The 12,652-nt window shown below is 69.6% G+C and carries 13 protein-coding genes; 8 read left to right on the plus strand and 5 right to left on the minus strand.

What is annotated here, in order from left to right:
- Positions 1 to 128 precede the first annotated feature (128 nt).
- Positions 129 to 1,088, plus strand: coding sequence for a TIGR03885 family FMN-dependent LLM class oxidoreductase (locus J3P31_RS11645; RefSeq protein ID WP_210528606.1), 960 nt, complete (start codon positions 129 to 131; stop codon positions 1,086 to 1,088).
- 2 nt (positions 1,089 to 1,090) lie between these two features.
- Here the strand turns inward: J3P31_RS11645 and J3P31_RS11650 are convergent, their stop codons facing one another.
- From J3P31_RS11650 to J3P31_RS11665, 4 genes are read right to left on the minus strand one after another with little or no spacing between them, the layout of a single operon-like run.
- Positions 1,091 to 1,381 carry a hypothetical protein gene (locus J3P31_RS11650; RefSeq protein ID WP_210528608.1) on the minus strand — a complete coding sequence of 97 codons (291 nt, stop codon included), beginning with the start codon at positions 1,379 to 1,381 and terminating at the stop codon, positions 1,091 to 1,093.
- Positions 1,371 to 2,417, minus strand: a complete 1,047-nt coding sequence (locus J3P31_RS11655; protein WP_368373071.1) for a hypothetical protein — start codon at positions 2,415 to 2,417, stop codon at positions 1,371 to 1,373. The genes J3P31_RS11650 and J3P31_RS11655 overlap by 11 nt, the downstream gene beginning before the upstream one ends.
- Positions 2,418 to 2,422: 5 nt before the next feature.
- Positions 2,423 to 2,830 (minus strand): DUF4383 domain-containing protein, encoded by a 408-nt coding sequence (locus J3P31_RS11660; RefSeq protein ID WP_210528611.1) that lies wholly within the window; start codon positions 2,828 to 2,830, stop codon positions 2,423 to 2,425.
- Between the two features lies 1 nt (position 2,831).
- Positions 2,832 to 4,310, minus strand: a complete 1,479-nt coding sequence (locus J3P31_RS11665) for an FAD-binding oxidoreductase (protein WP_210528612.1) — start codon at positions 4,308 to 4,310, stop codon at positions 2,832 to 2,834.
- 254 nt (positions 4,311 to 4,564) lie between these two features.
- On the opposite strand from J3P31_RS11665, the gene J3P31_RS11670 reads away from it, so the two are divergent.
- The 6 genes from J3P31_RS11670 (at position 4,565) to phoB (ending at position 10,686) form a co-directional block, all read left to right on the plus strand.
- Positions 4,565 to 5,605 carry a substrate-binding domain-containing protein gene (locus J3P31_RS11670; protein ID WP_210528613.1) on the plus strand — a complete coding sequence of 347 codons (1,041 nt, stop codon included), beginning with the start codon at positions 4,565 to 4,567 and terminating at the stop codon, positions 5,603 to 5,605.
- A 62-nt stretch (positions 5,606 to 5,667) separates the two neighbouring features.
- A complete protein-coding gene (gene pstC, locus J3P31_RS11675) occupies positions 5,668 to 7,092 on the plus strand; it encodes a phosphate ABC transporter permease subunit PstC (RefSeq protein WP_210528614.1) in 1,425 nt (474 codons plus the stop codon).
- A complete protein-coding gene (gene pstA, locus J3P31_RS11680; protein WP_210528615.1) occupies positions 7,089 to 8,447 on the plus strand; it encodes a phosphate ABC transporter permease PstA in 1,359 nt (452 codons plus the stop codon). The genes pstC and pstA overlap by 4 nt, the downstream gene beginning before the upstream one ends.
- A 12-nt stretch (positions 8,448 to 8,459) precedes the next feature.
- A complete protein-coding gene (gene pstB, locus J3P31_RS11685; protein ID WP_210528616.1) occupies positions 8,460 to 9,257 on the plus strand; it encodes a phosphate ABC transporter ATP-binding protein PstB in 798 nt (265 codons plus the stop codon).
- An 11-nt stretch (positions 9,258 to 9,268) separates the two neighbouring features.
- Positions 9,269 to 9,991, plus strand: a complete 723-nt coding sequence (gene phoU, locus J3P31_RS11690) for a phosphate signaling complex protein PhoU (protein WP_210528617.1) — start codon at positions 9,269 to 9,271, stop codon at positions 9,989 to 9,991.
- Positions 9,988 to 10,686: a phosphate regulon transcriptional regulator PhoB gene (gene phoB, locus J3P31_RS11695; protein WP_210528618.1), complete on the plus strand. Its 699-nt coding sequence runs from the start codon at positions 9,988 to 9,990 to the stop codon at positions 10,684 to 10,686. The genes phoU and phoB overlap by 4 nt, the downstream gene beginning before the upstream one ends.
- A gap of 93 nt (positions 10,687 to 10,779) precedes the next feature.
- Here the strand turns inward: phoB and tal are convergent, their stop codons facing one another.
- A complete protein-coding gene (gene tal, locus J3P31_RS11700; protein WP_210528619.1) occupies positions 10,780 to 11,721 on the minus strand; it encodes a transaldolase in 942 nt (313 codons plus the stop codon).
- Positions 11,722 to 11,850: 129 nt separating this feature from the next.
- On the opposite strand from tal, the gene J3P31_RS11705 reads away from it, so the two are divergent.
- Positions 11,851 to 12,618 (plus strand): sulfite exporter TauE/SafE family protein, encoded by a 768-nt coding sequence (locus J3P31_RS11705; protein ID WP_246849437.1) that lies wholly within the window; start codon positions 11,851 to 11,853, stop codon positions 12,616 to 12,618.
- The last annotated feature ends 34 nt before the right edge of the window (positions 12,619 to 12,652 follow it).

A 12,652-nucleotide genomic window follows, 5' to 3' on the forward strand; every position in this document is an offset into this window, starting at 1 on the left:
CGGCGCAATCCCGATGGCCGGGGCCGTCACATGGCTTGCGCCCTGGCCCCGGGACGGAGCCCGCACGGGCCGGCGGAACATTCGCTGGAAGCGCAGGTTCCCCCCGGATATTCCGGAAAGGTGTCCTGATGGTCCGCTTCGGCTACCACGCCTCGCATGAGCAGTTCGCCCCTTCCGAGCTCCTCGCCCATGTCCAGGCGGCCGAGGCGGCCGGGTTCGACGCGGCGAAATGCTCGGATCACTTCCGGCCCTGGGGATCGCAGCAGGGGCAGTCGGGGTTCGCCTGGTCCTGGTTGGGCGCGGCGCTCGCGCGGACGCGCTTTCCGCTGGGGGTGATCTCCGCGCCCGGCTACCGCTATCATCCGGCGATCCTGGCGCAGGGCGCGGCGACCCTGGCCGAACTGTTCCCGGGACGCTTCTGGCTGGCGCTCGGCAGTGGCCAAAGGCTCAACGAGGACGTGGTCGGGGGGCCCTGGCCCGAGAAGCCGGAGCGCAACGCGCGGCTGGAGGAGTGCGCCGGGATCATCCGGGCGCTCCTGAGCGGCGAGACGGTGTCGCACCATGGGAGGGTCACGGTCGTGGAGGGCCAGCTCTACTCGCGTCCTGCCACGCCGCCGCCGCTCCTGGGGGCGGCCGTGACCGAGGAGACAGCCGCCTTCGTCGGGGGCTGGGCGGACGGACTTCTCACCGTCGGCGGGGAGCCTGACCAGGTCCGCAGGGTGATCGAGGCTTTCCGGCGCGGGGGAGGGGAGGGAAAGCGGCTCGTCCTGCAGGTGGGCCTGAACTGGGCCCCGACCGAGGAGGAGGCGCTTCGGGGCGCCTGGGACCAGTGGCGCACCAACGTCTTGGGGGGCGAAGTGAACTGGGAGCTGCGGTCGCCCGGACAGTTCGAGACCGCGACCAAGCATGTCCGGCCCGAAGACGTGGCGAAGTCGATCCTCGTCTCCTCCAGCCCGGACCAGCATGTCGAGTGGATCGGCCGCTACATCGAGCTCGGCTTCGAGGAGATCCATCTTCATCAAGTCGGGCGCAACCAGGCGTCCTTCATCGAGACCTTCGGCGCTCGGGTCCTGCCGCAGCTTCGCTGAGGTCAGGACGCAAGGCCCAGGCAGCCGGCCAGGCCCGCCGGCAGCACCAGGGGGGCGCCCGCGCGGTAAAGCTCCGCGACAAGGTTCCGGCTCCCCCGCGCCACGAGGCCCAGGGCGTTGCGGTCGGTGATGGTCACATCCGGGGGCACCTCCTGCAGGAACCCCGGGGGCGGGAGGACCACGAGCACCGCCGGAGCCGGGCCGCCGAGCCGCAGGACCAGGGCGAGCACGGCGATCCACCCCAGGCCGGCCAGGAGGAGGCCGAGCAGCAGTTGGATCGGCCTAATAGTCATGGATGTGCTCGACCGCGACCGAGCCGTCGCGGAGCAGGTCGGACAGGTCCGCCACGGAAAGGAGGCGAAGGCTCCGCCAGTCGGAATGACCCTGGCGGGCGAGGGTGGCCAGCACCGTTCCGTGGGCGGCTTCATCTCCGGCCTGGGCGCCGAGGGTGGTCACGAGGATGTCGTCGTTTCCTGCGATCTCCACGAAGTCCGCGCCCTGGGCGGCGAGCACGCGCGCCAGGTCCGTGAAGGCCCGATAGCGGGGCGTCTCGATCTCGATGCCCTCCGGGCGTCGTTGGATCACCTCAACGCCCTCGATCGCGGACAGCTTCTCCACGGGCAGGCCCCGGACGATGCTCCGCATCGTGACCTCGTCGTGGCCCGTCCGCTCCACGGCCGCGGCGATCGCTCCGGCATAGGCGGCTTTGGCCCGGTATTCGAGACCCAGCGCAAGCCGCCGCTCCCGGTCCCGGAAGGCCCCGGTCGCCGCGGCGTCGAGCGCCTCCGCGTCCTCACGGAACGGCCAAAGGTACCAGGGCACCTGTTGCAGGAAGGTGGCGTAGTCAGTCGCCTGCCGCGCCGACAGGTCATCCAGCGAGGCGCGCTCGCTCCCCCGGATCCACGTCGCGGCGCGGCCCAGCGTCTCCTCATAGGTGGCCTTGAGAAGCAGTTCGGCCGTAAAGCTCACGCCGATTACATAGACCATGCGCTGGTACTCCGGGTTCCCGCCTCCATGCCCGGCCGAGGCGCGCGACAGCGTGCACAGGGAGGACCAGAAGTCGCCGATGGTGGGCAGGAAGCGATAGTCCTGCGGATCGCCGGTGCGGATCACGGCGGCATAATCCTCGTAGGCGTGCACGATGTGCCATTCGGGATAGGTGAGCAGCGTGTTCGATTCGGGCCTGCGATGCTCGGGCGGGAGGATCGGCGCGCGGTCGTCGCCCAGGGGCGTGCCCCGGCAGGCGAGCTCGACGTAGCCCACCGGGGACAGCAGCGCGGCCACGAGGAGGGCGGCCCCCAGGAGAAGGAGGCCCAGCCACCGGATCACCGCCCTCAAGGGAAGGCCTCGTTTCGCCGGGACCGCAGTCCCGCCCAGAGCGCGAACCCGCCCAGGGCCAGATGCGGCAGGTTGGCCAGGACGCGGAAGGTGAGCGGCAGGCTTTGGGGGCCGACTGTCAGGATTCCCAGGTCGAGGTACCCCGATCCCAGCGACAGCCCCATGAGGCCGTCGGCCAGGTAGGCGGCTCCGAACAGGATCAGGAACAGGCGCGCCGCCCGTGCCGAGACCAGCGCGGCCCCAAGGGCCCAGAGCCCCGAGGCCAGATGCAGGGCGTCATCATATGCGTCCAGCGCGAAGATGCCGAAGACCGCTCCACCCGGGCGCGGAATGCCGGGCAGGTAGTTGAGCGCCGCGACGGCCGCGAGGATGACGAAGTAGCCGAAGGCGATGGTGCGGTGCATGTCAGGTCTCCGCCAGGTAATTGTCCCAGAACCCGTTCCTGAGCCGCAGTCCGGGATCCACCTGGCGCTTGATCGCCACGAACTCCTCCCAGCGCGGATAGGCCCGGCGGAACTGGTCGCGCGTCGCATGGGGACGGTAGGGAAGGTAGTAGGTCCCGCCCAGGGCTTGGACGGCGTCGATCATCTCGCGCGTCATCCGGGCCATGTCGGCCTCGGCCCGTTCAGTCATCTCCTGGCTGAACAGGAGCACGGAGGCCATGCGCGGCCCGTCGGGCGCGTAGGACAGCAGCGAGGTGGCGTCCTGCCCGACCCAGCGGACGGTGATGTTCAGGAGCTCCTGATAGCTGTGGGGAATGATCGCCCGGGCCGCAGCCAGGAACTCACCGTAGCGATCCGGGGCGACGAAGTACTCGTGCAGGATGTCGGTCCGGGCCGGGTCGCGGTCGTCGAGCGTGATCACCGGCTCGTTGAGGAGGGAGTTGCGGCTGGCCGGTCCCGCCAGCCGGGGTCCAAGTTCGGTCTCGATCCACCAGCGGCGGCGCTTGATCCAGTCCGAGCCCACCTGCGCGCGAAAGATGGGACGGGCGGCCCTGCTCAGGAAGCCCGAACCCCGGGCGGGCGGAGACTCCCCGTCGAGGACCGCATGGGTGACGACCAGCGCCTCCTCCAGGAACCCTTCACGGTCCACGCTGAGCCGTCCATAGGTCATCGGCGAGGCTCCAGCCGCCTCGGCGAAGACGGCCGCGAAGCGGTCCGCCGACAAAGTCTGGAAACGGGGCTCCAGAAGCATATTGGGCGCGACCTCGACCTCCAGGTCGGTGATGAGCCCGATCAGGCCGTAGCCCCCCATGGCCGCTGCGAAGAGTTCGGCGTTCTCCGTCCGTGAGGCCGTCACGAAGCTCCCGTCCGCCAGCACCATGCGAAGGCGCGCGACGGTGGATCCCATGGGTCCGAAAGCGGTGGGCCAGCCATGGGCATTGACGCTGAAGGTGGCGGCGACTCCGAAGTCGTTGTTCGACTGCATGACCTTGGGCGACAGTCCCATGGGATCGAGCGCGCCGATCACCTGATGCCAGCGCGCGCCGGCATGGACCGCCATCCGTCGCCCTGTCCGATCCGCCTCGAGCCAGTCCGAATCGAAGGTGACCGCGTGACCGTCCCGGGGGATCGCATGGCCCCCCATCGAGTGACGCGCGGCGCCGACGTTCACCGGTCGGCCCTGGGCTTCGGCCGCCCGCAACTCGCTCCGGAGCGCGGCGACCAGAGCCTGACCCGGATCCTCGCGACACAGGAGATGGCGCGCGACGGGCGTCTCGGACAGGAGGGAGGCGTCGTTCAGCACGCCGTCGCCCCCCGCCGGCGTGATCAGCCCCGCCCGGTCCACCGGATCCGGTGCGAGCCCGCGCGTTCCCGCGATGCCCAAGCCCGCCCCGGCGGCGCCGGCCATGCCCAGCAAGAAGGTCCTGCGCGTCCAGGTCATCGTCCATCTCCGGGGCTCCGGCCCACGATGCGCTGGACTAGCACCGGCGGACCGGATCTGGGCAGTCCGGTTTTCCGGACGCGGCCGGCCCACCGCTCCCGTGCTGGACCCCGGACGGACATCAGCTCTGGCCGTCGATTGTCATGAAACTATTACACGTCTGTTACAGAAGCATCGCCCAACGGACTTAACCGGAGCGCCAAGGGCTGGCGGTGTTCACCTCCAGCCCCTCTGGGACAACGAGGAGCTTCCCCATGTTTCACGTGAAACAACCCGCAACCGCCCTTGCGCTGGTTCTTCTGGCCACGCCGGCCCTGGCGCGCGACAACATCCAGGTCGCGGGTTCGTCCACGGTTCTGCCCTACGCCACCATCGTGGCCGAGGCTTTTGGCGAGAACTTCGATTTTCCCACGCCGGTGGTCGAGGGCGGCGGCACGGGGTCGGGGCTGGCGCGCTTCTGCGAAGGCGTGGGCGAGAACCAGATCGACATCGCCAATGCGTCGCGCCCGATGCGCGCCTCCGAGTTCGAGACCTGCCAGGCCAATGGCGTGACGGACATCATCGAGGTCCGCATCGGCTATGACGGCATCGTGTTCGCCTCGCAAAAGGGCGGCGCGTCCTTCGCCTTCACGCCCGCTCAGTGGTACAACGCCCTGGCCGCGCAGGTGGTGCAGGACGGCCAGATCGTTGCCAACCCCTACACCAACTGGTCCCAGATCGACCCGTCGCTCCCCGACCAGCCCATCCTGGCCTTCATCCCCGGCACCAAGCACGGCACCCGCGAAGTCTTCGAGCAGCGCGTGCTCGAGCAGGGCTGCAAGGACTCGGGCGCCGAGGACGCCTTCGTCGCCGCGAACGGCGGGGATGAGGACGCGGCCGGCGACAGCTGCATCGCGCTGCGCACCGACGGGCTGTCCAACGACATCGACGGCGACTACAACGAGACCCTCGCGCGGCTGGAGGCCAATCCCGACGGCGTGGGCGTGTTCGGCCTGGCGTTCTACGAGAACAACACCGACACCCTGCAGGTCGCGACCATGTCGGGCGTCACCCCGTCCACCGAGACCATCGCGTCCGGTGAGTACCCGGTGTCGCGCCCGCTCTTCTTCTATGTGAAGAAGGCGCATATCGGCGTGATCCCCGGCCTCAAGGAGTTCGCCGAGTTCTTCGTCTCGGACGATCTCGCCGGCGAGGGTGGCCCGCTGGCCGACTACGGCCTCGTGGCCGATCCCGAACTGGCCACCACCCAGCAGATCGTCACCGACGAAACCGTCATGGCCGCCCCCGCGAGCTGACCTGACGCCCTGGACCGATGCGCCCTGCCGCGCATCGGTCCTTCCTTGCTTGGACAGTCCTGATGCCCCTCGGTTGGCTTTTCCTCATCGTCCTCCTCATCGCCGCCCTCGGCTATGCCGCCGGCCGCCGGCGCGCCCTGGCCGGAGCGGGCGGAAGCCTGCGCGCCATGCACTCTTTGCCCACCGCCTACGGCTGGAACGTCGCCATGGCGGTGCTCATCCCCTCGCTACTCGTCCTTGCCGTCTGGTCGCTCGCCTCGCCGTTCGTGCTTGATCGCACCGTTGCCCCCATGATGGCCGGCCAGGACGGCGAGATCGGCCTGCTGATGAGCGACGTGCGCCGCGTGGCCGAAGGGCTCGATCTCCTGGGCGAGGACCCGGCCTCCGTCAGCCTCGAAGGGCTGCGCGAGCGGCTGGCCGGCGCCGGCGTGGCGCTGGGTCAGGACGTGTCCGCCGCCACCTTGGCGGCCGCGGCGCGCTACAAGGAGCTGGGCGCCCGATCGGCGCTGCTGCAAAGCGTCCTCGTGCTGGCCGTGGCCCTGGGGATGGGCGCCTGGGCCGTCCGGCGCACCACGCCGGCCCTGCGCGCCCGCAACGAAGTCGAATGGGGCATCCAGGGCCTGCTGATCGCCGCCGCGCTGGTCGCCATCGCGACCACCATCGGCATCGTCCTCGCGCTGATCTTCAACACCATCAAGTTCTTCCAGCTTTATCCCGCGTCCGCCTTCTTCTTCGGCACGACCTGGAGCCCCTCGTTCGGCGGCGGCTCGTCGCTCGGGATCCTGCCCCTCGTCTGGGGAACCCTCTACATCTCCCTGATCGCGCTCCTTGTCGCGGTGCCCCTTGGCCTGTTCTCCGCCGTGTACCTGTCCGAATACGCCTCGCCGCGCGTCCGGGCCTGGGCCAAGCCCATGCTCGAGGTGCTCGCGGGGATTCCCTCCATCGTCTACGGGCTCTTTGCCCTGCTGACCGTCGGGCCGGCCCTGCTGGCCGTCTTCGGCAGCGGCGGCCTGGGCTGGATGCAGGGCGGCACCGCCGTGATCACCGCGGGCCTCGTCATGGGGATCATGCTGATCCCCTTCGTGTCCTCGCTGTCGGACGACATCATCAACGCCGTGCCCCAGGCCATGCGGGACGGCTCCCTGGGCCTGGGCGCCACGCAAAGCGAGACCATCCGCCAGGTGGTGCTGCCCGCCGCGCTGCCCGGCATCGCCGGAGCCATCCTCCTGGCCGCCTCCCGCTCGATCGGCGAGACGATGATCGTCGTCCTGGGCGCGGGGGCCGCCGCCCGGCTGTCGCTGAACCCGTTCGACGCGATGACCACCATCACCGCCAAGATCGTGAGCCAGCTGACCGGCGACCAGGACTTCACCTCGCCCGAGGCCCTGGTGGCCTTTGCCCTGGGCATGACCCTCTTCGTGGTCACGCTCGGGCTCAACATCCTCGCGCTCTGGATCGTGCGCCGCTACCGGGAGCAGTACGAATGACCGACATCCCTCTCGGCGACGCCGCCCCGGCCGCCCCGCGCCCCGCACGGTCCATCCTGGAAACCGACGCCCGCACGCGCGCCCGCAATCGTGCCGAGACGCGCTTCCGGGCCTATGGCCTCGCGGCCCTCCTCGTCGGGCTCTTCTTCCTCGTCTTCCTGATGTCGTCGATCCTTTGGAACGGCCTGGGGGCCTTCACCCAGACCCGCTTCGCGCTGGATGTCGAGCTTCTCGAATCCGAACTTGATCCCGAAGGGACCCGCGATCCCGCGGTGATCGCCAAGACCTCGACCTTCGGGTACGGCGACCTGATCGAGGCCGCGCTGGCCAAGGCGGTGGCCGCGTCCGGCATCCAGACGGACCTGGAGCCCGGCGACCTTGCCGACATCCTGTCCTCCGGCGCGGCGGCCCAGATCCGCGACAGGGTGACCGCCGACCCGTCTCTGGTCGGGCAGACCGTGAGCTTCGACCTGCTCGCCTCGTCGCGCGTGGATGGCTACATCAAGGGCCGCGTGACCCGCGAAAGCCTCGCGGACGACAAGAACCTGAGCCCGGCGCATCTCGACATCGTGGACGCGCTGGTGGCCGACGGCACGATCGCCCGCAGCTTCAACATGGCCTTCATCACCGGCGCCGACGCCTCCGAGAAGCGCCCCGAGGAGGCCGGGATGGGCGTGGCCATGGTGGGTTCGCTTTACGTGATGCTCACGGTTCTGGCGCTGGCGCTGCCCATCGGCGTCGCCGCCTCGATCTACCTCGAGGAGTTCGCGCCCAAGAACCGTTTCACCGACTTCATCGAGGTGAACATCGCGAACCTGGCCGCAGTGCCCTCGATCGTGTATGGGATCCTGGGTCTGGCCGTCTTCATCCAGTTCGCGGAACTCCCGCAGTCCGCCCCGCTGGTCGGAGGGCTGGTGCTGACGCTGCTCACCCTGCCCACGATCATCATCGCGACCCGGGCCGCGCTGAAGGCCGTGCCCCCGTCGATCCGCGACGCCGCGCTGGGGGTGGGCGCGTCCCGGATGCAGGCGGTGTTCCACCATGTCCTGCCGCTCGCTGTGCCCGGCATCATGACCGGCACGATCATCGGCATGGCCCATGCTCTGGGCGAGACCGCGCCTCTCCTTCTCATCGGGATGGTGGGCTTCGTCGCCTCGAACTACCCGGACGGCGCGCTCCACGGCTTCGTCTCGCCCAACTCGGCGATGCCGGCCCAGGTCTACGAATGGGCCAAACGCGCCGATCCCGCGTTCTACGAACGGGCCTGGGGCGGCATCATCGTGCTCCTGGTCTTCCTGCTTCTCATGAACCTTGTGGCGGTCCTCGTGCGCCGCCGCTTCGAACGCCGCTGGTAAGGGGCTATTCTGATGAACGACATGCGACTGTTCGAAAGGGCCGCTGCGGTGGACGGAGTGAAGATCTCGGCAAAGGGCGTGAACGTCCATTACGGCACGGCTCACGCGCTCAAGGACGTCTCGGTCGACATAGGCGACCGGCTGGTGACCGCCTTCATCGGCCCGTCGGGCTGCGGCAAGTCCACCTTCCTGCGCTGCCTCAACCGGATGAACGACACCATCCCCTCGGCGGCCGTCACCGGCCGGATCGAACTGGACGGGCAGGACATCTACGACCGCCGCGTGGACCCGGTGCAGCTCCGCGCCAAGGTGGGGATGGTGTTCCAGAAGCCCAACCCGTTCCCCAAGTCGATCTACGACAACGTGGCCTACGGTCCCAAGATCCACGGGCTGGCCAAGACGCGGGCCGATCTCGACGTCGTCGTCGAGACGGCGCTGCGCCGCGCCGCCCTGTGGAACGAGGCCAAGGATCGCCTGCACGCGCCGGGCACGGGCCTCTCCGGCGGCCAGCAGCAGCGCCTTTGCATCGCCCGCGCCATCGCGACCGAGCCCGAGGTGCTGCTCATGGACGAGCCGTGCTCGGCGCTCGACCCGATCGCGACCGCGCAGGTCGAGGAGCTCATCGACGAGCTCAAGCAGAACTACTCCGTCGTGATCGTCACCCACTCGATGCAGCAGGCCGCGCGGGTGAGCCAGCGGACCGCCTTCTTCCACCTGGGCCACCTCGTGGAATACGGCGAGACCGGGCAGATCTTCACCAACCCCCGCGACCCCCGGACCGAATCCTACATCTCCGGCCGGATCGGCTGAGAAGGCGCGCCATGAACGACCAGCACATCCTCAAGTCCTACGACCGCGACCTCGAGGCGATCCAGGCCTCCATCCTCAAGATGGGCGGCCTCGTGGAGGACGCCATCCTCCAGGGCGGCGAGGCCCTGGCCGCCCGCGACGTCGAGGCGGCCGAGCGCGTCCGCAAGGGCGACAAGGCCATCGACGCGCTGGAGGAGCAGATCAACGAGGAGGTCGCCCGCACCATCGCGCTCCGCGCGCCGGTGAGCCGGGATCTCCGGATCCTCCTTTCGGTGCTGCGCCTCGCCAGCTCGCTCGAGCGGGTGGGCGACTACGCCAAGAACATCGCCAAGCGCGTGAACGTCCTGGCCGAGGGCCGCCCCTTCGACGGCGCCGACGCGAGCCTCAAGCGCATGGCCCGCGAGGTGCAGGGCATGCTGCGCGACACGCTCGACGCCTTCGTGCGCCGCGACGCCGACCTGGCGCGCCAGGTCCTGACGCAGGACCAGAGCGTGGACCAGATGTACAACGCGCTCTTCCGCGAGATCCTGACCTTCATGATGGAGGACCCGCGGACGATCACGCCTGCGATGCACCTCCACTTCATCGCCAAGAACCTGGAGCGGATGGGCGACCTCGTCACCAACATGGCCGAGCAGGTGATCTATCTCGTCACCGGCGAACGGCCCCAGGAGGATCGGCCCAAGGGCGACCGGACCGCCTACATGGGCGCGGGTGATCTGGGCAGCCCATGAGCCAGCGCCCGTCCCTCGCTCCGCATGTGCTGGTCGTGGAGGACGAACCCGCCCAGCGCGAGATGCTGGCCTACAACCTGGAGGCCGAAGGATTCCGCGTGTCCCAGGCGGCCGACGGCGACGAGGGCCTGGCCTCGGTGCGCGACGACCCGCCCGACGTCCTCGTGCTGGACTGGATGCTGCCCGGGGTTTCGGGCATCGAGATCTGCCGCCGGATCCGGGCGCGGCCGGAAACCCGCAACCTGCCCGTCATCATGCTCTCGGCCCGCTCCGAGGAGGTGGACCGCGTCCGCGGCCTCGAGATCGGCGCCGACGACTACGTGACCAAGCCCTATGCCATCGCCGAGCTCCTCGCGCGTGTCCGGGCCCAGCTTCGCCGGGTGCGCCCGTCCACCGTGGGACAGGTGCTGGAGTTCGGCGACATCATGCTCGACGCCGAAACGCACCGGGTGACCCGGGGCGGCCAATCCCTCAAGCTCGGCCCGACCGAGTTCCGGCTCCTGGCGGCGCTGATGGAAAAGCCCGGCCGCGTCTGGTCGCGCGAGCAGCTGCTGGACCGGGTCTGGGGACGTGACATCTACGTGGACACCCGCACGGTGGACGTCCATGTGGGGCGGCTCCGCAAGGCGCTGATGGCCGAGGGCGGGGACGATCCCCTCCGCACCGTGCGCGGGGCCGGCTACTCGCTGGGATAAGGGGCGGGGCGCCGTTCCGGGCGCATCCCTGACGCGGACGCCCCGCGTTCCGAACGGCCGGGGGGCCGCGTGGCGACCCCCGGCCCGGGACCGTCAGACGGCCAGACGCTCGCCGATGATCTTCTCGAGCTTGCCGGCGTCGGCGTGGAAGTTGCGGATGCCTTCGGCCAGCTTCTCGGTGGCCATGGCGTCCTCGTTCATCTCCCAGCGGAACTGCGCCTCGCCGATGGGCTCGGCCGTTCCCTCGGCCGCTCCGGCCGACAGCTTGCGCGGAAGCTCCCCCTGATCCTCGGACAGCTTGGTCAGCAGCTCCGGCGAGATCGTCAGCCGGTCGCAGCCCGCCAGCGCCTCGATCTGCCCGGGGTTGCGGAACGAGGCCCCCATCACGATCGTCTGGATGCCGTGCGCCTTGTAATGCTCGTAGATGCGGCGGACCGACAGCACGCCCGGATCCTCCTCGGGTTCGAAGGTCCGGTTCTCCTTCTTGGCGTACCAGTCCGTGATCCGGCCCACGAAGGGCGAGATCAGGAACACGCCCGCGTCCGCGCAGGCCTTGGCCTGGGCCATGGAGAAGAGGAGCGTGAGGTTGCACTGGATCCCCTCGCGCTCCAGCCGCTCGGCGGCGCGGATGCCCTCCCAGGTGGAGGCGAGCTTGATGAGGATGCGGTCGCGGCCCACGCCCAGCCTGTCATAGGCCTCGATCAGCGACCGGGCCTTGGCGATCGAGGCCTCGGTGTCGAAGGACAGCTTGGCATCCACTTCGGTCGAGACCCGGCCGGGCACGATCCGGGCCAGCTCCACGCCCAGGCCGACGGTCAGCTCCTGCGCGATCGCCGCGACGGCGTCGTCCGACCCGCGGCCCGTCGCCACGGCGCGGGCGATATGCTCGTCCATGGCCGGGTTCTGCATGGCCTTGAGCACCAGGGACGGGTTCGTCGTGCAATCCTGCGGCTCGAGCCGCCGGACCGCCTCGAGATCCCCAGTGTCGGCCACCACCACCGTCATGGACCGGAGTTGCTCGAGCTTGCTGGCCATGGCCGTTGTCCTCCCTTGGATAGGTCAGCTTCCATCTAGGCCATCGGGGCGTCAGGTGCAAAGCCCGGTCGCGGTTGACCCGGCCTGCGAAAGCGGCAACTCCTTCGCCGGGCAGGAGGAGCAGGCCAGATGGACATGACGTCGTTCCACGACCCCTGGGCGGTCGCGGTGATGGGACTGGCCGCGGCCATCGTGGGCCTGGCCAAGGGCGGCCTGTCGGGCGTGGGGATCATGGCGGTCCCGGTCCTCGTGCTGGTGCTGCCGCCGGTGCAGGCGGCCGCGATCCTGCTGCCCATCCTGTGCCTGACCGACCTCGTCGCGACCTGGACCTGGTGGGGGACCTGGAGCCGCCGGACGCTCGCCTACATGCTGCCGGGCGCCATCGCCGGGGTCGGGGTCGGCTGGCTCACGGCGGCGCTGGTCCCCGACGCGGCCGTCCTCCTGATCGTCGGGGTGATCGCGCTGGCCTTCGTGGCGCGTTGGCTGTGGCAGCTCTGGCACCGGCGGCCCAGCGCCCCGAGCCCCGAGGCCGCGGCGCCCGCGTCCGTCTGGGGCAGCCTCGCCGGCTACACAAGCTTCGTGGCCCATGCCGGGGGTCCTCCGTTCCAGGTCTACACCCTGCCGCTGGGCCTCGATCCCCGGGTGCTGACCGGGACCAGCGTCGCCTTCTTCACCATCGTCAACTACGTGAAGCTCATCCCCTACGCCGCCCTGGGCGAGTTCGACGGGCAGAACCTGGGCACCTCCGCGCTCCTGGCGCCGGTGGCCGTGGCCTTCACCTTCGTGGGCGCCTGGATCATCCGCCGGATGCGGGCCGAGGTCTTCTACCCCGTCACCTACGCCCTGACCGCCCTGGTCGGCCTCAAGCTGGTCTGGGACGGTCTTTCGGGACTCTGAGTGCAGTTGCGCTATCGTCGTCGCCGATGCAATT

The organism is Rubellimicrobium arenae, assembly GCF_017916275.1.
Classification (GTDB): Bacteria; Pseudomonadota; Alphaproteobacteria; order Rhodobacterales; family Rhodobacteraceae; genus Rubellimicrobium; species Rubellimicrobium arenae.

Coding starts and splice junctions, on each gene's coding strand:
- pstA (WP_210528615.1), top strand. CDS start 7,089: ATGACCGACATCCCTCTCGGCGACGCCGCCCCGGCCGCCCCGCGCCCC.
- J3P31_RS11665 (WP_210528612.1), bottom strand. CDS start 4,310: ATGACCTGGACGCGCAGGACCTTCTTGCTGGGCATGGCCGGCGCCGCC.
- J3P31_RS11650 (WP_210528608.1), bottom strand. CDS start 1,381: ATGACTATTAGGCCGATCCAACTGCTGCTCGGCCTCCTCCTGGCCGGC.
- phoU (WP_210528617.1), top strand. CDS start 9,269: ATGAACGACCAGCACATCCTCAAGTCCTACGACCGCGACCTCGAGGCG.
- J3P31_RS11645 (WP_210528606.1), top strand. CDS start 129: ATGGTCCGCTTCGGCTACCACGCCTCGCATGAGCAGTTCGCCCCTTCC.
- J3P31_RS11660 (WP_210528611.1), bottom strand. CDS start 2,830: ATGCACCGCACCATCGCCTTCGGCTACTTCGTCATCCTCGCGGCCGTC.
- phoB (WP_210528618.1), top strand. CDS start 9,988: ATGAGCCAGCGCCCGTCCCTCGCTCCGCATGTGCTGGTCGTGGAGGAC.
- tal (WP_210528619.1), bottom strand. CDS start 11,721: ATGGCCAGCAAGCTCGAGCAACTCCGGTCCATGACGGTGGTGGTGGCC.
- J3P31_RS11705 (WP_246849437.1), top strand. CDS start 11,851: ATGGACATGACGTCGTTCCACGACCCCTGGGCGGTCGCGGTGATGGGA.
- J3P31_RS11670 (WP_210528613.1), top strand. CDS start 4,565: ATGTTTCACGTGAAACAACCCGCAACCGCCCTTGCGCTGGTTCTTCTG.
- pstB (WP_210528616.1), top strand. CDS start 8,460: ATGAACGACATGCGACTGTTCGAAAGGGCCGCTGCGGTGGACGGAGTG.
- pstC (WP_210528614.1), top strand. CDS start 5,668: ATGCCCCTCGGTTGGCTTTTCCTCATCGTCCTCCTCATCGCCGCCCTC.